The sequence below is a fragment of the Streptococcus dentiloxodontae genome, from assembly GCF_053206925.1.
In genome coordinates, this window is sequence record NZ_JBRUHR010000017.1 from 1 (window position 1) to 22,194 (window position 22,194).

Annotated in this window: 20 protein-coding genes and 1 pseudogene; 16 read left to right on the plus strand and 5 right to left on the minus strand. The window is 36.4% G+C overall.

Features of this window, described 5'->3' with window-relative positions; translation table 11 throughout:
• Positions 1-118 precede the first annotated feature (118 nt).
• A complete protein-coding gene (locus tag ACVRZ8_RS08235) occupies positions 119-652 on the plus strand; it encodes a restriction endonuclease subunit S (RefSeq protein WP_447448885.1) in 534 nt (177 codons plus the stop codon).
• Here the strand turns inward: ACVRZ8_RS08235 and ACVRZ8_RS08240 are convergent.
• The gene (locus ACVRZ8_RS08240; protein WP_447448839.1) at positions 637-1,365 is read right to left on the minus strand and encodes a restriction endonuclease subunit S; all 729 of its coding nucleotides are present in this window, start codon (positions 1,363-1,365) and stop codon (positions 637-639) included. The genes ACVRZ8_RS08235 and ACVRZ8_RS08240 overlap by 16 nt on opposite strands.
• Positions 1,366-1,412: 47 nt before the next feature.
• On the opposite strand from ACVRZ8_RS08240, the gene xerA reads away from it, so the two are divergent.
• The 5 genes from xerA to ACVRZ8_RS08265 are packed head-to-tail and all read left to right on the plus strand — an operon-like array spanning position 1,413 to position 8,091.
• Complete coding sequence (xerA, locus tag ACVRZ8_RS08245) at positions 1,413-2,399, plus strand: site-specific tyrosine recombinase/integron integrase (protein ID WP_447448840.1); 987 nt, start codon at positions 1,413-1,415, stop codon at positions 2,397-2,399.
• Between the two features lie 13 nt (positions 2,400-2,412).
• Positions 2,413-3,609, plus strand: coding sequence for a restriction endonuclease subunit S (locus ACVRZ8_RS08250; RefSeq protein ID WP_447448841.1), 1,197 nt, complete (start codon positions 2,413-2,415; stop codon positions 3,607-3,609).
• 44 nt (positions 3,610-3,653) lie between these two features.
• Positions 3,654-4,481: a macro domain-containing protein gene (locus ACVRZ8_RS08255; RefSeq protein WP_447448842.1), complete on the plus strand. Its 828-nt coding sequence runs from the start codon at positions 3,654-3,656 to the stop codon at positions 4,479-4,481.
• The gene (locus tag ACVRZ8_RS08260; protein ID WP_447448843.1) at positions 4,481-4,981 is read left to right on the plus strand and encodes a TIR domain-containing protein; all 501 of its coding nucleotides are present in this window, start codon (positions 4,481-4,483) and stop codon (positions 4,979-4,981) included. Before ACVRZ8_RS08255 ends, ACVRZ8_RS08260 begins: the two co-directional genes overlap by 1 nt.
• 29 nt (positions 4,982-5,010) lie before the next feature.
• Positions 5,011-8,091, plus strand: a complete 3,081-nt coding sequence (locus tag ACVRZ8_RS08265) for a type I restriction endonuclease subunit R (RefSeq protein ID WP_447448844.1) — start codon at positions 5,011-5,013, stop codon at positions 8,089-8,091.
• Between the two features lie 277 nt (positions 8,092-8,368).
• Here ACVRZ8_RS08265 and queA read toward each other — a convergent pair whose 3' ends face one another.
• Both queA and ACVRZ8_RS08275 read right to left on the minus strand, forming a co-directional pair.
• Complete coding sequence (gene queA, locus ACVRZ8_RS08270; RefSeq protein ID WP_447448845.1) at positions 8,369-9,412, minus strand: tRNA preQ1(34) S-adenosylmethionine ribosyltransferase-isomerase QueA; 1,044 nt, start codon at positions 9,410-9,412, stop codon at positions 8,369-8,371.
• A 148-nt stretch (positions 9,413-9,560) separates the two neighbouring features.
• On the minus strand, positions 9,561-10,802 hold the full coding sequence (locus tag ACVRZ8_RS08275; protein ID WP_447448846.1) for a NosD domain-containing protein: 1,242 nt from the start codon (positions 10,800-10,802) through the stop codon (positions 9,561-9,563).
• Positions 10,803-11,017: 215 nt separating this feature from the next.
• Between ACVRZ8_RS08275 and ACVRZ8_RS08280 the strand changes: the two genes are divergently transcribed.
• Positions 11,018-11,695, plus strand: a complete 678-nt coding sequence (locus ACVRZ8_RS08280) for a VIT1/CCC1 transporter family protein (RefSeq protein WP_447448847.1) — start codon at positions 11,018-11,020, stop codon at positions 11,693-11,695.
• Between the two features lie 160 nt (positions 11,696-11,855).
• Complete coding sequence (gene nagB, locus ACVRZ8_RS08285; RefSeq protein WP_447448848.1) at positions 11,856-12,557, plus strand: glucosamine-6-phosphate deaminase; 702 nt, start codon at positions 11,856-11,858, stop codon at positions 12,555-12,557.
• 110 nt (positions 12,558-12,667) lie between these two features.
• Here the strand turns inward: nagB and ACVRZ8_RS08290 are convergent.
• Positions 12,668-12,772, minus strand: a pseudogene (locus ACVRZ8_RS08290) (glutathione S-transferase family protein); the annotation flags it as partial.
• A gap of 198 nt (positions 12,773-12,970) precedes the next feature.
• Here ACVRZ8_RS08290 and ACVRZ8_RS08295 point away from each other — a divergent pair.
• The 5 genes from ACVRZ8_RS08295 (at position 12,971) to ACVRZ8_RS08315 (ending at position 19,180) form a co-directional block, all read left to right on the plus strand.
• On the plus strand, positions 12,971-15,583 hold the full coding sequence (locus tag ACVRZ8_RS08295; RefSeq protein WP_447448849.1) for a PRD domain-containing protein: 2,613 nt from the start codon (positions 12,971-12,973) through the stop codon (positions 15,581-15,583).
• A gap of 253 nt (positions 15,584-15,836) precedes the next feature.
• Positions 15,837-16,163 carry a PTS sugar transporter subunit IIB gene (locus ACVRZ8_RS08300; protein WP_447448850.1) on the plus strand — a complete coding sequence of 109 codons (327 nt, stop codon included), beginning with the start codon at positions 15,837-15,839 and terminating at the stop codon, positions 16,161-16,163.
• Positions 16,164-16,173: 10 nt separating this feature from the next.
• A complete protein-coding gene (locus tag ACVRZ8_RS08305; protein WP_447448851.1) occupies positions 16,174-16,515 on the plus strand; it encodes a PTS lactose/cellobiose transporter subunit IIA in 342 nt (113 codons plus the stop codon).
• Positions 16,505-17,884, plus strand: coding sequence for a glycoside hydrolase family 1 protein (locus ACVRZ8_RS08310; RefSeq protein ID WP_447448852.1), 1,380 nt, complete (start codon positions 16,505-16,507; stop codon positions 17,882-17,884). The genes ACVRZ8_RS08305 and ACVRZ8_RS08310 overlap by 11 nt, the downstream gene beginning before the upstream one ends.
• Positions 17,885-17,887: 3 nt before the next feature.
• Positions 17,888-19,180 carry a PTS sugar transporter subunit IIC gene (locus ACVRZ8_RS08315; RefSeq protein ID WP_447448853.1) on the plus strand — a complete coding sequence of 431 codons (1,293 nt, stop codon included), beginning with the start codon at positions 17,888-17,890 and terminating at the stop codon, positions 19,178-19,180.
• Between the two features lie 49 nt (positions 19,181-19,229).
• On the opposite strand, the gene ACVRZ8_RS08320 is transcribed toward ACVRZ8_RS08315, so the two are convergent.
• Positions 19,230-20,186, minus strand: a complete 957-nt coding sequence (locus ACVRZ8_RS08320; protein WP_447448854.1) for a glutathione S-transferase family protein — start codon at positions 20,184-20,186, stop codon at positions 19,230-19,232.
• Positions 20,187-20,287: 101 nt separating this feature from the next.
• On the opposite strand from ACVRZ8_RS08320, the gene ACVRZ8_RS08325 reads away from it, so the two are divergent.
• The 3 genes from ACVRZ8_RS08325 to ACVRZ8_RS08335 are packed head-to-tail and all read left to right on the plus strand — an operon-like array spanning position 20,288 to position 22,111.
• Positions 20,288-21,004, plus strand: coding sequence for a pseudouridine synthase (locus ACVRZ8_RS08325; protein WP_447448855.1), 717 nt, complete (start codon positions 20,288-20,290; stop codon positions 21,002-21,004).
• Complete coding sequence (locus ACVRZ8_RS08330) at positions 21,001-21,627, plus strand: class I SAM-dependent methyltransferase (protein WP_447448856.1); 627 nt, start codon at positions 21,001-21,003, stop codon at positions 21,625-21,627. The genes ACVRZ8_RS08325 and ACVRZ8_RS08330 overlap by 4 nt, the downstream gene beginning before the upstream one ends.
• Positions 21,628-21,637: 10 nt before the next feature.
• Complete coding sequence (locus tag ACVRZ8_RS08335; RefSeq protein ID WP_447448857.1) at positions 21,638-22,111, plus strand: GNAT family N-acetyltransferase; 474 nt, start codon at positions 21,638-21,640, stop codon at positions 22,109-22,111.
• Positions 22,112-22,194 lie beyond the last annotated feature (83 nt).

A 22,194-nucleotide genomic window follows, 5' to 3' on the forward strand; every position in this document is an offset into this window, starting at 1 on the left:
ATAGGAATCTTTCTAATGATGGTTTTGTCGCTTTTCATTATAAGTCATATGGGACTTTTTGTGTATACACTCAAAAAGCCCTATAATATCTGAATGAGATTTACCCACTACAGATATTATAGAGCCAGTAAAATTAAGTGAACTTGGTGAAATTATTGGTGGTGGGACACCATCTACCAAGAAAGAGGAGTACTATGGTGGCAATATACCTTGGATAACACCTAAAGATTTAGCAAATTTTGGTGATAGGTATATTAAATATGGTAATAGAAATATAACTTCATTAGGATTAGAAAATAGTTCTGCCCGAATATTACCAACAGGTTCGGTATTATTTAGTTCTCGAGCACCAATTGGATACGTTGCAATTGCTGCAAATAATGTAACGACTAATCAAGGATTTAAAAGTATTATTCCTAATTCAAATATCGATTCATTATTTCTGTATTATCTGTTGAAATTTAATAAAAATAAAATTGAAAATATGGGAAGTGGTACAACCTTTAAAGAGGTTTCAGCCAGTGTGGTGAAATCAATTGAGGTTTCTATCCCTCTTGAAATATGTGAGCAAAGAAAAATTGCTGCTATTTTGGGTTCCATTGATGATAAAATTGAGAATAATAAAAAGATAAATCATCATTTAGCGGTCTGATTGACGGATATTTCGCCAGATAAGAGTTTTGGTAAGAGAGTAGCACGAAGATTAGTTAATTTTTCAATTTCTAATCCATTTACAGCAATAGTATTTCTAAGTTCTTTAACAATATTTGAAAATTCATAGATTGCATTTAAAGACGGGATAATGATTTTCTCAGTCTCTAAAAAGCTTGAGATATCAAAATTCTTAATTCCAGTTGTTCCATTTTCATACAAAAACATCACATTACGACTATATAAATATTGCCAATAATATATAAACCCAGAGTATCCTTCTTTTGGTTTAATAGCGCGACAAAAATTTGTACAAACCATGTTATACTCATATCTGTCCATTAGTGATTGTGTCATTAATGCACATCTTCCAGTAGATTGAGTTGGACTGCCACCCGAAATTTCAATGACGATATCATCTGACACAAGTTGCTTATTGGTAAAATTTTTAGGTAATATATAGCGTATAGGCATTTTCCCTTTATTCCCAAGAGAAACCTCTGGGATGTCTGCTCCACGCATACAATAAACTATTTGTTGATAATTACCAATAGGTTTTTCTTTGCCCCAATCACCACCTAGTGTGGAGGTAATTATTTCAGAGAATGTCCCTTCCCGCCAATCGGATGGCTGAATACCCTCAAATTGTTCAAAATCAACGAACCAAGATTTAAAAATAGCCATCGCCATCTGCTCTAAATGATGATTTATCACTTTGCCTACCTTTAAAGTATAATGGGATAAAGAAAGGTAGGTTGCTTATGAAAGATAAATTAATTACTCAAATCACATCAAGCATGGCAAAAAGTCTGACAGTAAAGCAATTAGAGGATTTGAAAAAGGTTTTAACGGCTGCATTAACAAGGGTAGAAGTAGCAGAGGTTAAATCTGCTACGGAACAGGAAACTAATAGTCATTTACTTGAGTTATTTCTTTCAGCGAAACGAATTGAAGGCTGCAGTGAAAAGTCTTTAAAGTACTACAAAATGGTGATTGAAAATATGTTTACAAGCCTGAAAAAGGCTATCAGAGACCTCTCTACCAGCGATTTGCGAACTTATCTTGCGGATTATCAACAGAAAAGACATTCTAGTAAGGTAACGATTGACAATATGCGTCGGATATTCAGCAGTTTTTTCAGCTGGTTAGAAGATGAGGATTATATTCTTAAAAGTCCTGTTCGTCGGATTCATAAGATAAAGACAGATAAAACGATTAAGGAAACTTTTTCTGATGAAGGTCTTGAGCTTTTAAGGGATGCCTGTGATGACATTCGTGATTTGGCTATAATTGATTTGCTTGCTTCAACAGGCATGCGTGTCGGTGAGTTGGTAGGATTAAATCGGGAAGATATTAATTTTTATGAACGGGAATGTGTCGTTTTTGGTAAGGGAAACAGTGAACGTATTGTCTATTTTGATGCCAGAACAAAGATTCATCTGATTAACTATTTAGACAGCCGAACTGATGACAATCCTGCCTTGTTTGTCTCCTTATCTTCTCCACATGATAGACTGCTAATTGGTGGAGTAGAGACAAGATTGAGACAGTTAGGTGAAAAAGCTGATCTGAATAAAGTCCATCCGCATAAATTCAGGCGGACACTAGCCACAAGAGCCATAGATAAAGGTATGCCAATTGAGCAAGTCCAGCACTTGCTAGGTCATGTCAAGATAGATACAACCATGCATTATGCCATGGTTAACCAAGCGAATGTCAAAAATTCGCATCGCAAATATATAGGATGAGGAGAAACAAGAATTGAACGATTGGAAGAGAGTAAGATTGAGTGATGTATGTCAAATAAATAAAAATACCTACTCAGTTTCCGAAAAATGGGAATTTATTAATTATTTAGATACAGGGAATCTAACGAGAAACCAAATTCAGCAATTCCAATATATTAAAACTGAAAAAGATAAGTTGCCAAGTCGTGCTCGAAGAAAGGTAGCATATGACGATATTTTGTATTCAACAGTACGTCCTAATCAATGTCACTATGGAATTATAAAAGATATTGCACCTAATATGCTTGTATCAACTGGTTTTGCAGTTATCTCAGTTGATAAAAGTAAAGCTGATAGTAATTTTATATACTACTATTTGATTCAAAATGAAATTGTCGAAACCTTACATGCTATTGGAGAACAAAGTACATCTGCTTATCCATCTATAAAACCAAGTGATATTGCTAATTTAGAGTTACCCTTACCTTCGTTAGAAATTCAAAAAGAGATTAGCGGGGTTTTACGTTCACTTGATAACAAAATTGAAAACAATAAAAAGATAAATCATCATTTAGAGCAGATGGGACAAGAACTTTTTGAACAAGTCTACTATAATGGTTCTCCTGCTCAATTAGGAGATGTAATCAGTACTCTTGAAAGTGGTTCGCGTCCAAAGGGAGGTGCTGAAGTAGGTGGTATCCCAAGCATTGGTGCAGAAAACATTGAACGTTTTGGTCAATATGACTATACTAAGGAAAAGTTTATAAGCTTAGAATACTTCAAAAAACTCAATCGTGGTGTTGTACATTCAGGTGATGTCTTACTTTATAAAGATGGAGCTTATACTGGAAAGGTGTCAATGGCATTGGATAACTTTCCGCATGCGCAATGTGCCATTAACGAGCATATTTTTATATTAAGGCCAAACAAACTAGCACCAAGCTCATTCTTCCTATATTTTTTACTTTTATATGATGAAAACAGAAAAGCTTTATTTTCACGAGCCTCTAGTAAGGCGGCTCAACCTGGACTAAATCAAACTGAAGTTAAAACTTTATCAATATTACTTCCAACAACAGAAGAAATTGCTAAATTTAATACTACTATAGCGCCAATCATGCACCAGATTGCTAAAAATGCTAACGAAAATAGAAAATTATCAATGCTACGTGATACTCTTCTACCCAAACTTCTATCCGGTGAAATTTCTGTCAATCAAGCCGCTAAATGATGATTTATCAAATTAATATTAAGTAAAAAGAGAAAGGAAAAGTTTTGAAAGTAGGAATATTGGATAAAAATATCCGAAAACAATTTTATGAATTCTGTTCCAAAATAACGGCTATATTAACAGCTGGCTTGATTTTTATAGATATACCAAGAAATTTTAAATTATTAGCAGGTATTATCTATTTTGCTGTATTAGTTGTTTCTTATCTGATTTATTGGCATATTGCTAATAAAATAACTCAAACCACAATAAAAATAGGTCTCACTACAGTTGTTGTAAAATCAGGCGATATTTTTGAGGAAGATGGGTTAAAAGCGATTGCTTTTAATGAATATTTTGATACGGTAGTTGATGATAAAATAATTGCCAAGAAATCTTTAAACGGGCAGTTTATCATTAATCATGTTGATAATGTTGAAAAATTAAACTCTGATATTGAGAATGATGATGATTTAAAAAACAGTATTGTAGAACAGAAAGTAAAGCGGAAGCAAGGAAAAACTACTAAATATAGATTAGGAAGTTCCATTTTGATAGATGATGAATATATTCTAACCGCTTTTAGCCGATTTAATAAAAATAATCAAGCAGAGCTGACTATTCAGGAATATGTCAATTTTCTTTTAACATTTTGGAACGAGATTAATAGATTATATGCTCAAAGATCAGTTACAGTTCCAGTATTTGGCTCGGGAATAACGAGATTTAAAAATGGTTTTGAAGATATTGATATTAATGAATTACTGCGTATAATGATTTGGACGTTCAAAATCAGTAAAATAAAATTTGCATATCCTGCCAAGCTGACTATTATCGTGCATGATGACTTACTTAGTCAAGTAAATTTATATGAATTAAGGGAGAATGAATAATGACTTATCGGAATAAAACTTATGTTGCTTTTGACGGTGATAATGATATGCGTTATTATCAACTCATGAAAGCTTGGAAACAAAATGACAGTACATCATTTAATTTTTATGATGCTCACAATATTAATAGTGCTAGAGATTCTAGCAGTGAAGAATCAATCAAGAGACAGCTCCGTGAAAGAATGGCTAACAGTAAGGTTTTTGTTTTGTTGATTGGTGAACATACTAGATATTTAAGAAAGTTTGTAAAATGGGAAATTGAACTTGCCATTAAGAAAGACTTACCAATTATCTGTGTCAATCTAAATAAAAGCAAACAAAGGGATGATTATTGTCCATCAAGTTTAGATGATCAACTGGCTATATTTATCCCCTTTGGAAATAAAATTATGCAGTATGCTCTTGAAAACTGGCCTCGTTCGCATGAGCAATATCGAAAAGAGTGGAAAACTGGAGCTTATTATTATAATGATACAGTTTATCGACGATTAGGCATTTAAATTTAGAATTTATCTGGGAGACAGATCTTATGGGATTTACTGAAAACAACTACGAAAATGCGGTTATGGAGCTTTTTCGTGATGGTTTAGGGTATTCATCTATTTATGGACCGGATATAGAGCGAGATTACAGAGAACCTTTATACTTGGATGAGCTTTATTCTGCTTTGGAAAGAATTAATGCAGGTTTACCTGATGTTGCTATTAGAAAAGCGATTGAGAAACTGCAGCGCTTTGAATTGGGCTCCATGATTCAGAAGAATAAAGTTTTTACGGATTATCTGCAAAATGGTATTGAGGTGTCCTATTTTTATCAGGGGAAACAGCAGTCCGGTATTGTTTATCTGGCTGATTTTGAGAATATTAATAACAATATTTTTACCGTTATTAATCAGTGGACAATTGTAGAAAAGAGCAATAAGCGTCCAGATGTTATCGTATTTTTGAATGGCTTGCCTATAGTTGTTTTTGAGTTAAAAAGTCCGTCTCGTGAAGAAACAGATGCATCAGATGCTTATCGTCAGTTAAAAACTTATCAAAAAGAAATTCCAAGCTTATTTACCTATAATGCCTTTTGTGTCATGACCGATTTGGCAACGTCAAAAGCAGGGACGATTACTGCTGGTGAAGATCGTTTTATGGAGTGGAAGACGACAGATGGTCGTTTTGAAGATACGCAATATGCTAATTTTACGACCTTTATTGAAGGAATTTTTGATAAGAAAAGGTTCCTAGATATTTTGAAAAACTTTATCTGTTTTTCTGAAGATGCTAAGATCTTGGCGGCCTATCATCAGTATTTTGCAGTTAATAAAGCTGCTGTCTCTACTTTGAATGCCACTAAAAGTGATGGTCGCGGTGGTGTCTTTTGGCATACGCAGGGAAGTGGTAAATCATTATCAATGGTTTTCTATGCTCATTTATTACAGAAAGTTCTAGACTCACCAACTATTGTTGTTCTGACAGATAGGAATGACTTAGACGATCAACTCTATAGTCAATTTTCAAAATGTAAAGATTTTCTCAGACAAACACCTGTCCAAGCAGAGAGTCGTCTTCACTTGAAAGAGTTGCTAGCTGGTCGTCAGGCTAATGGCATTATCTTCACTACTATGCAGAAATTTGAGGAGTCTGCTGAGGCATTGTCTGAGAGAAGAAATATTGTTGTTATGGCAGATGAGGCTCATCGCGGTCAATATGGTTTAGAGGAAAAAGTTGATGTTAAAAGTGGCCGTTTAGTTGTCGGAACAGCTAGAGTTATTAGAGACAGCCTGCCCAATGCGACTTATATTGGTTTTACAGGGACACCTATTTCTACTAAGGATAAATCAACGACTGAAGTTTTTGGTAATTATATTGATGTTTACGATATGACACAAGCTGTTGAAGATGGTGCCACACGCCCTGTCTACTATGAAAGTCGTGTTATGCACTTGAAATTGGATGAGAATGTTTTGCGCTTGATTGATGCTGAGTATGATTTAATGGCAGAAAGTGCGGAATCTCATGCGATTGATAAGAGTAAGAAAGAATTGGGACGTCTGGATAGTATCTTAGGAGCAGACCAGACCATCAGTTCATTGTGTGATGATATTATCAAGCATTATGAGGAAAACCGTGCACAAGAATTGACTGGTAAGGCAATGATTGTTGCTTATTCGCGTCCTATTGCCATGAAAATTTACCATCAATTGCTTGAAAAGCGTCCTAATTGGACAGAAAAGATTGGTGTTGTCATGACTTCCAGCAATAATGATCCAGAAGAATGGCATGATATTGTTGGCAATAAGCGTCATAGGGAAGAAATGGCCAAGAAATTTAAGGATAATGACAGCCCATTTAAGATTGCAATTGTTGTTGATATGTGGCTGACTGGCTTTGATGTCCCAAGTTTGGCAACTATGTATGTTTACAAGCCTATGCAAGGACATAATTTAATGCAGGCCATTGCACGCGTTAATCGTGTTTATCAAAATAAAGAAGGTGGTCTTGTTGTTGATTATATTGGTATTGCTGGAGCCTTAAAACAGGCTATGAACGATTACACAAATCGAGATAAAGGCAATTTTGGAGATACCGATATTGCTAAAACAGCCTTGCCAAAATTCATTGAAAAATTAGAAATTTGCCGTGATTTGTTTTATGGTTTTGATTATTCAGCATTCATGAATTCTGAATCGAGTGATTTAGCAAGAGCCAAAACAATTAGCGGTGGGGTGAATTTCTTATCTAGTGTTGACAAAGAAAAGAAAAAAGAACTTTTTATCAAAGAATCCTTACTTTTGCGTCAAGCTTTATCACTTTGCCGTTCTTTACTTTCACCTGATCAACGTTTTGAAGCTGCTTACTTTGAAGCTGTCAGAACCTTGTTGACGCGGATTACTGGAGATGGTAAAAAGCTCTCTCTTAGAGACATTAATGATCGTATTAATGAACTGCTGAAAGCTTCTATCAAGAGCGAAGGTGTCATTAATCTCTTTTCAGATATTGATACAGGATTTTCTTTATTTGATCCAAAATTCTTAGATGAAATTTCTAAGATGAAAGAGAAAAATTTAGCTGTTGAACTCTTGAAAAAATTGTTAAATGAACAAATTGCCCTCTATCAAAGGACAAACTTGGTAAAATCTGAAAAATTCTCAGAAATTCTATCACGCTCAATGCGGGCTTATCTTAATGGCATGCTTTCAAATGAAGAAGTCATTGCTGAATTAATGAAAATGGCTAAAGAGATGACGACGGCTCACGAAGAAGGAAATGCTTTAGGCTTATCAGATGAAGAATTAGCTTTCTATGATGCCTTAACACAACCGCAGGCTGTTAAAGATGTTTACGAAAATGACGAACTCGTAGCCATGACGCATGAATTGACTGATATGCTGAGAAAAAGCAGAACGATTGACTGGCAAAAGAAACAATCGGCACGAGCCCGTATGCGTATGCTTGTCAAACGTCTTTTGAAAAAATACAAATATCCGCCAGAAGGTGTAGAGGATGCTATTGTGACTGTTATTAAGCAGTGTGAAATGTGGACGGATAATCCTGATAATAATTATGACGCCTATTCCCGGTCTGAGGCATTAATGGTTGCTGAAGAAGACAATAGTTGAGTTAATTCTAGCAATTTTAAAAATATAGTTTTTTACATAAAGAGGTATCTATTAAGTCATATTAGTAGATATCTTTTTAATTTGATAAATATATACTAAAACGAAGCTGGTACAAAAGTGCTCAGCTTCGTTTTAGTATATAGTCATAATGATAAGATGTAGTGGTTGAATGGACTCTAATAGGTTGATAAATCAACTTTTACAGTCCTACTCAACTGTTTCAGGTCAGCAACTAAAAATCAGGGATTGCTGATAAACCAAGTTTCTGCGAAACTACTCATTTCCCCACCCGTTGTGTTACAAACATAGCGTCGCCAAAGCTAAAGAAGCGGTAGTGTTCTTGGACGGCATGTTGGTAGGCTTCTAGGACAAATTCGCGTCCTGCAAAGGCGGCTACCAGCATGACTAGGGTTGATTTTGGGAGATGGAAGTTAGTAGAGAAGGCATCAACGATTTTAAAGTCATAGCCTGGTTTGATAAAGATTTTAGTCCAGTCAGAGTCGGCTTGCAGTTTGCCATCAAACTTTTGACCAATGGTTTCTAGGGTACGGATAGAAGTTGTTCCGACAGCAATGATACGTCCGCCGTTTTCTTTGACTTGATTGAGGGTTGCAGCAGCTTCTTTGGAGAGACTGTAAAATTCGGAGTGCATGTCGTGATCGGCGATATTGTCCACTGAGACGGGACGAAAGGTTCCCAGTCCTACGTGAAGGGTCAGATAGACGAGTTTGACACCTTTGGCTTGGATTTTTTGCAGCAGCTCTTTTGTAAAATGCAGTCCCGCTGTCGGGGCAGCAGCAGAGCCATTTTCCTTAGCATAAACGGTCTGATAACGGTCGCGGTCTTCTAGTTTTTCGTGGATATAAGGTGGCAGCGGCATTTCTCCCAAGCTTTCGAGAACTTCTAGGAAAATACCGTCGTAGTTAAATTCTACAATGCGTCCGCCGTGTTCTAATTCCTGAATGATAGTAGCTGTGAGGCGGCCGTCGCCAAAAGAAATTTTAGCTCCGACCTTAAGGCGTTTAGCAGGCTTCGCCAGAACCTCCCACTGGTCGCCTGTGGTGTTTTTGAGCAGTAATAGCTCGACATGACCATGTGTTTCAGGTTTTTCTCCATAAAGACGGGCAGGAAGAACACGCGTGTTATTCATAACCAGAGCATCACCGGGATTAAGCTGGTCAATGATATGATCAAAATGCGTGTCAGTCATTTTTTTAGTGACGGGGTCAATGACCAGAAGTTTTGATGCATCGCGCTTCTTTAGAGGGGTCTGTGCGATGAGTTCTTCAGGCAAATCAAAATCAAAATCGTTTGTATTCACGGTAATTATCCTCTCCAAATTTTTCCAATAGTTAAGCCTTTCTATTATAGCATGATTGCTGCTGTCAGTCATGTTTGCTTTATTTCTTACTGTAAATGAAAAAGATACGGCTGTTTTTCGTATCTTTTGGTCTTTATATCACATGTCCTTAGGCTGGACTATTGCTATTGCTTGGGTTATCTCCGTTTTGAAATTCGCTGTCAGCGATACTGTTGCTGACAAGAGTATCATTGGCAGCGTCGTTGACCACAACTTTGGCATTAGAAGCAGGGCCGTCAAGACCGATAGAGTTGGCATTGATTCGGTTATGGTCGCCTTTGTTGATAAGAATGCCGCTATAATTTTCAGGGGCACCATTAGCGATAATCGAATTGCCATCAATACGGTTGGAGCTGCCTTCAATATGGAGAATTCCCCACTTGCTGTCACGGCCAGAGGGGTTGTCTGTCCAGTTTTCTACTGAGATAACATTGCTTGAGATAACATTGCTTGAGATGACATTGCCATTTCCATAAGTGCCTTGAGCATTTGGCAGCATTTCGATGATGCCGTTGTAATAAGAAGAAATGGTGTTGCCTGAGACGACGCCATGAGTAGGGTTGTAAAGTCGCATAGCAGAAGCGCCATCAGGATAGATGTTATTGCCTGTGATGTTGAAGCGATCTGCGTTTTCCAAATCAAGGGTAACCCCGCTAGGTTGTGCTCCTAGTGAGTTATCTTTGATTTCTGCCTGCTGACTGGCTCCTCTGAGTTTGATGGCTGTCATGGTTTCAGCAATCCAATTATCCTTGATAGATGGGGCATCCGCTCCTTGAAGTTCAATCCCTGTACCGACATTATTGATGACCATGTTGGAAATTTTGATGCCATCATTATCGGTTTCTGCTTTGATGCCAAATCCATTGTTATCGGTTCCCTTTATCTGAAAACCAGAAAAGCTGATGCCTGATAGACGGTCTGATGCAGCTGATTTGATTTGAATAGCAGTAAGGCTTGAACTTGTTAAAAGCTGTGCTCCGCCGCCTCCTGCTTGGGAGTTGTCTGTTTCAGCATCAATGCCTGAACGAAGGCCTGAATTATCACTGACGATGGAAACATAAGAGCGGTCAATGATAATGGAAGAACTCAGGTAAAAAGTTCCTGTCGGAATATAAATGGTTCCGCCATTTTTTCCCATGGATTGGATAATTTGGTTGAAGATTGGGGCATTGTCAAATTGAGGATCATCAGCTTTAGCGCCATAATCTAAGATATTGTAGTAAGCTGAGGTCTCGTCAGCAGAAACCTGATTGACTCCCAATGCTGATGGCAGTGATGTCGCTGTTCCAGCCAGCCCTGCGATTGCTAAAATCCCTATGATTGCTAACTTTAACATACTATCTTTTTTCATTTTTACATCCTTTTCTAATGGCCTAGCTTGTAATAGTCATAATTGTATGCCCTTAATTCTACAGCAAGATTATTTCTTTTACATGATGAGAAGCTATCAATTTTGTACGTTTTTTTGACGACGTTTATTTTTTTATTTAGAATAGTTCTAAATAATTGACTTGGATAATGTAATCCTTTATACTAGGACTATCACAAAAAAACTTGGAGAAACTTATGGACAATCAGAAATTTGCAAAACGTCTCAACATCCTGCGAGCAGGTGTTTTGGGAGCTAATGATGGAATTATTTCAGTAGCTGGTGTGGTGATTGGGATGGCAAGCGCCACGACGAATCTTTGGATTATTTTTTTATCTGGCTTATCTGCTATCCTTGCAGGAGCTTTCTCCATGGCAGGTGGGGAATATGTCTCTGTCAGCACACAAAAAGATACAGAAGAAGCGGCTGTGGCACGTGAAGAAAAGTTGTTGAAAAGCAATCCTGAGGCTGCTAAAAAATCGCTCTATGACACCTATATTGCTAATGGTGAATGTGACACTTCAGCTGATATTTTAGTGAAAAAAGCTTTTTCTAAAAATCCAATCAAGGTTTTGGTTGATGAAAAATATGGCATTGAATTTGGAGAATTCACCAATCCGTGGCATGCAGCTGTTTCAAGCTTTATTGCTTTCTTTATTGGCTCTCTTTGTCCGACTTTGGCTATTTTACTTTTCCCAGCTGCCATTCGCATCATTGCTACCGTTAGTGTTGTAGCAGTTGCTCTGCTAATTACCGGTTATGTCAGTGCCCGTCTCGGAGGAGCGCCGACAGGACCAGCTATGCGTCGTAATGTCTGTATTGGTCTTTTAACGATGCTCGTCACCTATGCTATTGGCCACTTTTTCTCTTTGTAACATGGTAGAGCTAAGACACAGGTCTTGGCTTTTTTTAGATGGCAGAAAAAGCAGAGTTTATGATGAAATGCTTTACGAAAAATACATTTTATTGACAAAAATTGGTATAGACCATATAATGGGTTATATAATAATATCAATCAAGAAAGGGGCTAAGCTTATGAAAATTATAACCGTTTCAGATCAGATTGAAGGCGGCAGAGAAGCCTTTGCTCTTTTAAAGAAAAAGCTGTCGCAGGGAGCTAAAACTTTGGGATTGGCGACAGGCAGCAGTCCTCTTACCTTTTATCAGCAAGTTGTTCAGAGTGATTTAGAGTTTACAGAGCTGACTAGTATAAATCTGGACGAATACCTCGGCTTAGTTCCTGAGCATCCGCAGTCTTATCATACTTTTATGCAGGAGCATCTCTTTCAATACAAGCCATTCAAAGAAAGTTTCCTACCAAACGGATTGGCACAGGATTTGGAAGCGGAAGCACAGCGCTATGAAACAATTATCGCAGCCTACCCAATTGATTTTCAGATTTTAGGTATCGGCCGTAATGGTCATATCGGTTTCAATGAACCTGGCACTGCCTTTGACAGTCAAACGCATGTGGTCAATTTGACGAAAGATACCATTAGAGCCAACAGCCGCTTTTTTGACAGGATTGAGGATGTGCCGACTCAGGCTATTTCTATGGGTATTGGCTCTATTATGAAGGCTAAAACAATCGTTCTTGTGGCTTACGGCGCAGAAAAAGCAGAAGCTATTGCCAAAACGGTTAAGGGTTCTGTAACAGCAGCCGTCCCAGCTAGCATTCTGCAGACACATGCAGATGTGGTTCTTATCATTGATAAGGCAGCTGCCAGCAAACTATAAAAAACTGTGTTAATAAGTGTTTTTTTGAGCTAATACTTGAGTTAATCATTGGATTATACTGTCAATTCAGGTTTTAAGTAAATGTAAAAAAGGAGCTTGAAGGCTCCTTTTTATTCTGTCCAATCTAAGTTTGGCCCAACGGGTACAATACCTGTTGGGTTAATGGTTTTGTGGCTGCCATAGTAATGTTGTTTGATATGATTAAAATTGACCGTTGAGTAATTGGGAAACTGTAAGAGAGATAGAAGAGGTTAGGCTACCATTTATGATTGTGTGACAATCATGGGAGCTTGTTATACTCTCTTCCTTTTTGCTTTTATAGTGTGTATAAAAAGAAAATTTTACTCATAAAAAAGGTATACTAATATTGTGAGCATTTGGAAATTAGGATAATCTTGAAGGTTGGTAGAAAAATGAAAAAATATATAAAAGACATCGTCTATGATTATATCTGTTCTCGTTCAGAAGAATTAGCTAATGGTGTTATTACATCAGATTTAGCCTATAAACTCAATATGCAAAGAAGCAATGTGTCTGCTATTTTGAATCAGTTAGTCAGAGAAAATAAGCTGATTAAATCTTCTGGCAGACCAGTAATATATTTTTTAAATACAATCCCTCCTAAGGATGAGTCTTCTTTTAAATATTTAGTGGGTAATGATTCTTTTTTGAAAAAAGAAGTAGATCTAGCTAAAGCAGGCCTAAACTACCCAGATTTTGGCTTAGCAAGTCTTATTATTGGTGAAAAAGGAACTGGAAAGAGTTACTTTGCAAAACTGATGTATCAATTTGCCTTGAGCGAGAAAATACTTCCCAAAGGAACTAAATATATTGAAGTGAATTGTATTCATCATTTATTAAAAACTAAGAATTCAGATGATGACATGTTAGTTAAAATATTAAATCACTCAAAGGGGCAATTTATTTTCATTAACCATATAAATGTTTTAGATGAAAACATTAGGAGCCAGATTCTTGAAAAAATTGAACAACAAAACAAGGATTTCTTTTTGGTTTGTTCAATAGATGAAACAGTTGATATAGATTTTCAAAATTATTTTTCCTCTAAATTTCCAGTGTGTCTAAAGTTACCAAAGCTAGTGGAATTAAATTTGAATGATCGCTTAGAACTTATCATGCACTTTTTTAAAAATGAAGTTAATCGTTTAGGAAAAAATGTTTTTTTAAATGAAGAAATTATCAGAAACTTGTTGCTTTATCCTTGTCAAGAAAACATTAAGGAATTAAAAAAGGATATTCGTTTGGCTTGCGCAAAAGCATATTTGAGGGAAATGGGACATAGGACAGGTATGGTTACCATATATATGCAAGATTTCTCAATTAATGTCCATAAAGGTTTTATGTTTTATTCTAGTAAACGTATGGAATTAGAAAAGTTAATATCAGAGAAATTTTCTTATGTGATAACCCCTGAAGGGATAAAAAAAGAAAAAGTAATTAATCAACGAGCACAATCTGTTTATAATAAAATAGATGAGCGCGTAGCTCTTTTAAGAGAAGAGGGAATCTCTAATCATGATATCCAAACGATTATCAGTAAAGAGATTGATGACAATTTAAAATTAATTCATTTGAAAGAGAACAATTCAGAGCAAGCTGATAGAGAAGCTATTGTAAAAATTACAGGCAAAAAATTGATGAGATTTGTTGAGGTATTTTTAAAAGCATGTTCTCATGAATTGAAGCAAGACTTTTCTGAACAATTGTTAGGTGGACTAACTCTTTACTTATATTCAGCTATAAATAATGTCCACTATAGAGAAACGTTTTCTCAAGAAGAAAAAAAAGAAATATTAGCCTCTCATCCTCGAACGTTTAATTTGTCACGAGAACTTATAAAGGATTTAAATAACATCTATTCAACTAATTTGGGTGATAATGAGATAAGTTATATTGTGTTATTTCTTTTGAATGACGGAGAAAGTAATCGTCAACCCCAAAGTCAAAGTATACAGCTATTAGTAACAATGCATGGAAGAGTATCAGAATCAATTGTAGCTGTTACAAAAGACTTAATTAATAATCCTAATCTCCATTATTATAATTTATTGCTTCAAAAAGATTTAAAAACAGTTTATGAAGAACTGAAGTATAAAATTATTGAAATTGATAATGGAAGAGGTATTGTTGTTTTATACGATATGGGATCAATAAAAGCCATATTAGAGACGATAAGTAAAGAAACCGGTATTTATATCAAAGCAATCGCAATACCGATGACGTTAATTGTTTTAGAATGTGTCCGAAATCTGGAAAATGCGAGTTCAATAGATGATTTTTATAGGGAAACATTGGAACTTATTGGAAAAAGTTTTCAATTAGGCAACAACTCTCAAAAAAGACTAGCCTCAAAAAAAGTTATTATAACATTATGTATGAGTGGTCAAGGCGCAGCACTTTCGATGAAAAATTATATAGAAAAGCATTGTGATAATGCTAGAGAAATAGAGATTATTCCTCTAGCAATGGAAAATAAGTCTAAGCTAAAATATAAAATAAATTTAATACAAGAGGAAGCAGATGTCATTTGTCTTGTGGGAACAATAAATCCAAAAATAAGCGGTTTAAAATTTATCTCAGCTAATCAATTGTATGGAGCTCCGTTGGAACAATTAACAAAAGTGCTTATGGGAAATTATGAAGTTGAGACTATTGAAATGGATTATTCTGAGATTTATAAGTACTTGAAAGAGCAACAGCCATCATTGAATATTTCGAGACTTAAGAGGGTATTGCCACGTTGTGTTAAAGAGATAAAAAAATATTCTGGAAATTTTTCCAGCTCAAAAGAAGTTGGTTTTTTTATCCATCTTGCTTGTTTAATTAGCCACCTTCAAAAAGGAAAGCGTTATCCTCAGTTGCCAAATGTTGACAGAATCATTGCTACCAACAAAAAAATTTATTATAAGTTAAAGGAAGTTTGTTTTGACTTGGAAATTGAATTTGGTATTCAGATTCCTGAAGGAGATTATGCCAATATGATTCGAATGATAAAAGAAATCTAAAAAAATTAGTGTATATTTTTTTTAAAACTGTTTATATTTTTTGAAAAAAATATGTTGAAAAGATACTGTAGAAAACTAAAATCACTTTTTTTAATTAAAAAAAGGTAGATTTATCAAAAGGAAAAGAAGACACTGTATAAAATTTAATGCTAGTGTCTTTTTTTTTATGATTTTTTCCGATTTAAAATAGTTTTGCTCTTTTTACAAGACAGGATATACTAACATTGAAGATTATTAAAGGAGGAAACTAAAAATGATTACGATTATGTTAGCTTGTAATGCAGGAATGTCAACGAGTATGTTAGTGAATAAAATGATAAATGCAGCAAAAACAAAATTTCCTGATAAAGAAATCATGATTTTTGCAGTGCCAACGGCCTCTGTAGATAAAGAAGTAGATGATAAACAAATTGATGTTATACTACTTGGTCCTCAAGTTAAATTTTTATTAAATGAATTTAGAGAAAAGTATGAAGCAAAAGGAATTAAAGTGGATGTTATTAACATGCAAGATTATGGGTTAATGAAAGGAGATAATGTGTTATCTTCTGCCTTAGAGTTGCTGGGGACGTCATTTTGAGGTGTGTGATATGACTGAAAAAGAATTAGAATCTATTATGGGATTGATTATTTTCGGTGGAGATGCAAAAGGGAAAGCTATAGAAGCGATTAAGTTTGCAAAACAATATGATTTTAAAAATGCAACAATGAAAATAGAGGAAGCCAATGCTGCTCTTATTTTAGCTCACAATTCTCAAACCAAGCAGCTGGCTGCTGAAGCTTCAGGGAAGCCTATAGAAATGAGTTTGCTAATGGTTCATGGTCAAGATCATTTAATGAACGCAATTACTTTTATTGATCTGGCAAAAGAAGTCATAGATGTTTATAAAGAAATTCATAGAGTAGGGAGGATAACTAACAATGCTGAGTAAAGAATTTTTATGGGGCAATTCAGTTTCAAGTATGCAAACTGAGGGTGGATGGAATGAAGGTGGGAAAGGCTTGTCTGTTTATGACATTCGCAATGCTACAGAAGAGCATTCGGATTGGCATTTTGCGAATGATAATTACCATCATTTTGAAGAGGATTTTGACTTTATTAAAGATTTGGGGATGAATTGTTATCGTTTTCAGATTTCTTGGAGTAGAATAGTGCCTGATGGTGATGGAGAGTTTAACGAAGAAGGCTTCAAATATTATCATAAAATAATTGATGCACTTATCTCTCGTGGTATTAAACCGATGATATGTCTGTACCATTTTGATATGCCGTTATCATTGGCAGAACGTTACAACGGCTTTGTTGCTAAAGAAGTCAAAGAGGCCTTTATAAGGTATGGTAAGAAAGTAGTTGATGAGTTCTCTAGTAAAGTGAATTACTGGATAACCTTTAATGAACAGAATCTTTACCATACGAGAGAAGCGTTTAAAATTTCAGGTTATTTAAATGATGGTCCTAAAACTGATGAAGAATTATATAAGATTTCCCATAATGTTATGGTTAGTCATGCTGAAATAGTCAATTACATTCATGATAATTATAAGAATTGTTTTATTGGAGGAATGCTAGCTTACTCTGAAGTTTATCCCGAGACATGTCATCCGAGAGATATCTTAGTTGCACGAAAAGTTGATGAATTTCTTAATTTTACACTTTTAGATGCTTTTGTTGGAAAAGGCTACTCTGATGAGGTGATGAGATATGTTGAATCCCATAATATCGATATGGCTGCAACAAAAGAAGAGATAAAAAGCATAAAAAGGCAAAAAAGTGATTTTATTTCTTTTAGCTATTATGCTTCTTCAGTAGTGTCTGCCGAAAATATTGACTTGAATAAAGATTTGCCCAATCATTATGCTTCAATTGGTCACAAAAAAAATCCCTATATCAGTGCCACGGAGTGGGGGTGGCAAATTGATCCTTTGGGATTTAGAGATGTTTTAAATAAATTATATCAAAGATATCGTATTCCAATTTTTATTTTAGAAAACGGGATTGGTGTTAGAGAAAAATGGGATGGTCAAAATCCTATTCAAGATGATTATAGAATTGAATACCATAAAAATCATTTATTAGCAATGTATGATGCAATAAATATTGATGGTGTTAAGGTTATTGGCTATTTAGGCTGGGGCTTGATTGATATTTTAAGCTCCCAAGGTGACATGGAAAAACGTTATGGTTTGGTTTACGTTAATCGTGGGAATCATGATTTACGTGATATGAGGAGAGTGCCTAAAAAAAGTTATGATTGGTTTAAAAATGTCATTAAATCAAACGGTGAATCAATAAGGAGGTAAAGTATGTCTTCAAAAGTAAGTTTTTTGGATAAATTTACAGACTTTTCTGCTAAAGTTGGCAATCAAGTTCATCTTAGAAGTTTGCGTGATGCCTTTTCAACCATTATGCCAATGTTTATTTTGGCTGGTTTAGCAGTTCTAGTAAATAACGTTGTTTTTCCTTGGTTTTTCTCGGGTGGAACATTAACAAAGTTTCAAGTTATTGGCAATGTTATTACTAATGGAACCTTAAACATATCAAGTATTTTGATTGCTGCCATGATTGCGTACTGCTTATCAAAAAACAAAGGCTATAGCAATCCTATATCAACAGTTCCTGTAGCTCTTGCTTCTCTTATTATCATGATGGCTATCTATATTACTGTGACACCTGTTGATGCGGAGCAGTCTGTTACAGTATCTGGAGTACTCACTTATACAAATTTAGGAACTCAAGGAATGTTTGCAGGTATTATCGTGGGTCTCTTGGCAACTGAACTGTATATGTTTCTGTCTAAACAAAAATTTTTGCAGATTCATTTAGGGGATAATATCCCACCCGCAGTTGGTAATAGTTTTAGCGTGATGCTACCAACAATGATTACACTCTCTTTATTTGCCTTGGTATCGGCAACTTTGATTAGTTTATTTGATACAGATCTGATTACCATTATTTCAACGATTATTCAAGAGCCTCTTCGCAAGGTTAACACGTCTTTATTTGGATTTATACTAATCTATTCAACAGGTAATTTCTTATTTACATTGGGTATTCATCAAACTGTTATTAATGGTTCGCTACTTGATCCGCTTTTGCTGATTAATATGAATGATAATATGGCAGCAGTAAATGCTGGTGAGGTTCCTAAACACATCATTAACAGTGATTTTGTGACGTGTTACTCTCAAATGGGAGGAACGGGAGGAACAATTGCTTTAATTATTGCGGTCTTGCTTTTTATTAAATTTAAACCTTATCGAGAGATTGCAAAATTAAGTACGGCTCCAGGGATTTTTGAAATTAATGAGCCAATCATTTTTGGACTTCCAATTGTATTTAATATTCCCATGATGATTCCATTTGTACTATCGCCAGTAATTGGCGCTCTTATCGGTTATTTTGCAACTTTCATTGGATTTGTTGAACCACTATCTGTTTATATCCCATGGACAACCCCTCCACTTATTAGTGGTTATCTTGCTAGCGCTGGAGATTTTAAAGTTGTGTTGGTACAGATAGTTATTATTGCTGTGACGACAATGTTTTATATCCCATTTTTGAAAATTTCTGAAAAGGTTACTTTAAAGCAAGTCTAGTAAACTTAGTTAATTATTTGGAAAACATAATTCTAAACAGAGTATCACATTATTCTATCCAATCCAAATCTGGCCCAACGGGTACAATACCTGTTGGGTTGATGGTTTTGTGGCTGCCATAGTAATGTTGTTTGATATGATCAAAATTGACCGTTGCAGCGATGCCTGGCAGGTTGTAAATGCGTTTGGTATAGTTCCAGAGGTTGGGATAATCAACCAGGCGGCGGATGTTGCACTTGAAATGGCCATGATAAACCGAGTCAAAGCGCACCAAGGTGGTAAAGAGGCGAATGTCCGCTTCGGTGAAGCGATTGCCGACCAGCCAATTCTGAGAATTCAGCAGGGCTTCTAGTTTGTCCAGTGCTGCAAAGAGGTTTTTGACTTCCTTCTCATAAACGGTTTGAGAAGTAGCAAAGCCAGCCTTATAGACGCCGTTATTGATATTGGGATAGATAAAGTCGTTCATGGCATCAATGTCAGCCTGCCAATCAGCTGGGTAGTAGTCAGCGGTATTTCCTGTAATGTCATTGAAGGCGGTGTTGAGCATGCGCATGATTTCAGCAGATTCGTTGTTAACGATGGTCTTGGTTTTCTTGTCCCAGAGGACAGGAACGGTCACACGTCCCGAATAATCTGGCTGCGCAGCCAGATAAACTTGATAGAGAAAATCACTGTGCAGTTCGGTATCTGCAATGACGCCATCTGCTGGCTCAAAAGTCCAGCCATTTTCCAACATGAGAGGATGCACGATAGAGATGCTGATGTGCTCTTCCAAGCCTTTGAGTGCACGCATGATGAGAGTACGAGAAGCCCAAGGGCAGGCCAGCGAAATGTAGAGGTGATAGCGTCCGGATTCAGCTTTAAAGCCGCCGTTACCGGTCGGACCTGCAGCCCCATCTGTTGTTATCCAGTTGCGAAATTGTGTGGTCGTGCGGATAAATTTTCCGCCGGTCGATGCGGTATCGTACCATTGATCAACCCATTTACCATTTTGTAAGAGTCCCATTTATATTCTCCTGATTTATTTTTGATGATACTAAGTAGTGGTAGTTTACCTTTTATCTCTAAAATATGCAAAAATTTGGTTTGACATGATACAATACAATTATGCGTTTAGATAAATTACTCGGTCAGGCAGGTTTTGGCTCGCGAGGTCAGGTCAAAAAGCTCATTCGCAGCCGGCAGGTGCGCGTGGACAATGAAGTGGCTGCAGCAGACAGTCTCAATGTTGACCCCAATCTGCAATTGATCACGGTATCCGGCAAAGAAATCAGTTATTCACCGGATGTTTATTATATTCTTAATAAACCTGCAGGTGTTGTATCGGCGGTATCAGATAAGAACCATAGAACGGCGATTGACTTGATTGCGGAGGCAGACCGTGCAGAGGGTCTTTACCCTGTCGGGCGGCTGGATCGCGACACCGAAGGGTTGGTTCTTATCACCAATAACGGCCCCTTGGGTTTTCGTCTGCTTCATCCCAAGCACCATGTGGACAAGACTTACTATGTAGAAGTTAACGACGAGCTGGGTTTTGATGCGCCTGCTTTCTTTGAAAATGGCATAGCTTTTTTAGATGGCAGCGTTTGTAAACCAGCCAAGTTAGAGATTATTAGTTCTAGTTCAGAAGTCAGCCGTGCCTACATTACCATTTCTGAAGGTAAATTTCATCAGGTTAAGAAAATGTTTCTGGCCTATGGGGTTAAAGTCACCTACCTCAAACGGATTTCCTTTGGGCCATTTAAATTGGGGGATTTGCCTGTTGGAACGTATCGGGAGCTGACGGAGCAGGAAAAAGAAGCATTAAAAAGGTATTTGGGATGACAAAGAAAAAATTTCCCTATTGGAATCATAACACAGCTTATTTTTCTTGGATTGGTCAACAGCTAGCGAATGGAGAGCAAAAGATTTTGGATGTCGGCTGTGGTGATGGTCGTTTAGCTATGTACTTATCGGCTAAAGAGCGTACGATTATTGGGATTGATCCAGATGAAGCATGTATTCAGAGGGCATGTAGTCAAAATAAGTATGAGAACAATCTATGCTTTCAAACGACTACCTTTGAAGATTTTCAAGCTGAATCAGAATCTTTCGACGCTATTATTTTTGTTGCTTCTTTGCATCATATGGATATGACAAGGGCTGTCCAAAAAGTAGTTTCGCTTTTAAAACCTGAAGGACATCTGATTATTGTCGGTCTGGCTAAACCTTCTGCGATTACAGATTGGCTGATAGAAGCAGTCAGAATTATTCCTGTCAAAATTAGCAATTTTCTTCACCACACCACAACTACTGAAGCATTAGAGGTTCCTGTGTCCTATAACTTTCCTCGCATGAATGCTGTTCGTCAGCTGTTAAAGACTGAGTTACAAGGAGCAACTTTAAGGCGGGGACTGTACTATCGCTATTTGCTGAGTTGGCAGAAATCAAGTATGAAACAAGATTAAAGGAGATTATATGACTACCACTATTCGTCAAATGATAGCAGAAGACTACCCGCTTTTAGATGAATTCCTCTATCAAGCCATTTTCTTACCAAAAGGAGTGCCAGCACCTGATAGAAGTATTATCCAACTGCCAGAGCTGCAGCTCTATGTCAAAGATTTTGGACAATTCTCAGGTGATGAAGGCATGGTGGCAGAAAGAGATGGGAAAATCGTTAGTGCTGCTTGGTGTCGTATCATGGATGATTATGGTCATATTGATAATGAGATACCTTCTTTAGCCATGTCTCTGCTGCCTGCTTATCGCGGGCAGAGGATTGGTACTGAATTGCTCAAGGCTTTCTTAAAATATCTCAGTAGAAAAGGCTATCACAAGGTTTCCCTATCTGTCCAAAAGGGAAATTATGCCTGTAATATGTATCAAAAGGCTGGTTTTAAAACGGTTGTTGAAAATGCAGAAGATGTTATCATGGTCTGCAATTTGTAAAAAAATTTCAAATTATTTATAATCAATACAAGATTAAATTAGGAGGTCATGATAATGAAAAACGGGAGACCCCAGACAATACT

Coding starts and splice junctions, on each gene's coding strand:
- ACVRZ8_RS08300 (WP_447448850.1), top strand. CDS start 15,837: ATGATTACGATTATGTTAGCTTGTAATGCAGGAATGTCAACGAGTATG.
- ACVRZ8_RS08295 (WP_447448849.1), top strand. CDS start 12,971: ATGAAAAAATATATAAAAGACATCGTCTATGATTATATCTGTTCTCGT.
- ACVRZ8_RS08280 (WP_447448847.1), top strand. CDS start 11,018: ATGGACAATCAGAAATTTGCAAAACGTCTCAACATCCTGCGAGCAGGT.
- ACVRZ8_RS08335 (WP_447448857.1), top strand. CDS start 21,638: ATGACTACCACTATTCGTCAAATGATAGCAGAAGACTACCCGCTTTTA.
- ACVRZ8_RS08260 (WP_447448843.1), top strand. CDS start 4,481: ATGACTTATCGGAATAAAACTTATGTTGCTTTTGACGGTGATAATGAT.
- ACVRZ8_RS08325 (WP_447448855.1), top strand. CDS start 20,288: ATGCGTTTAGATAAATTACTCGGTCAGGCAGGTTTTGGCTCGCGAGGT.
- ACVRZ8_RS08320 (WP_447448854.1), bottom strand. CDS start 20,186: ATGGGACTCTTACAAAATGGTAAATGGGTTGATCAATGGTACGATACC.
- ACVRZ8_RS08305 (WP_447448851.1), top strand. CDS start 16,174: ATGACTGAAAAAGAATTAGAATCTATTATGGGATTGATTATTTTCGGT.
- xerA (WP_447448840.1), top strand. CDS start 1,413: ATGAAAGATAAATTAATTACTCAAATCACATCAAGCATGGCAAAAAGT.
- nagB (WP_447448848.1), top strand. CDS start 11,856: ATGAAAATTATAACCGTTTCAGATCAGATTGAAGGCGGCAGAGAAGCC.
- ACVRZ8_RS08310 (WP_447448852.1), top strand. CDS start 16,505: ATGCTGAGTAAAGAATTTTTATGGGGCAATTCAGTTTCAAGTATGCAA.
- ACVRZ8_RS08315 (WP_447448853.1), top strand. CDS start 17,888: ATGTCTTCAAAAGTAAGTTTTTTGGATAAATTTACAGACTTTTCTGCT.
- ACVRZ8_RS08265 (WP_447448844.1), top strand. CDS start 5,011: ATGGGATTTACTGAAAACAACTACGAAAATGCGGTTATGGAGCTTTTT.
- ACVRZ8_RS08275 (WP_447448846.1), bottom strand. CDS start 10,802: ATGAAAAAAGATAGTATGTTAAAGTTAGCAATCATAGGGATTTTAGCA.
- ACVRZ8_RS08330 (WP_447448856.1), top strand. CDS start 21,001: ATGACAAAGAAAAAATTTCCCTATTGGAATCATAACACAGCTTATTTT.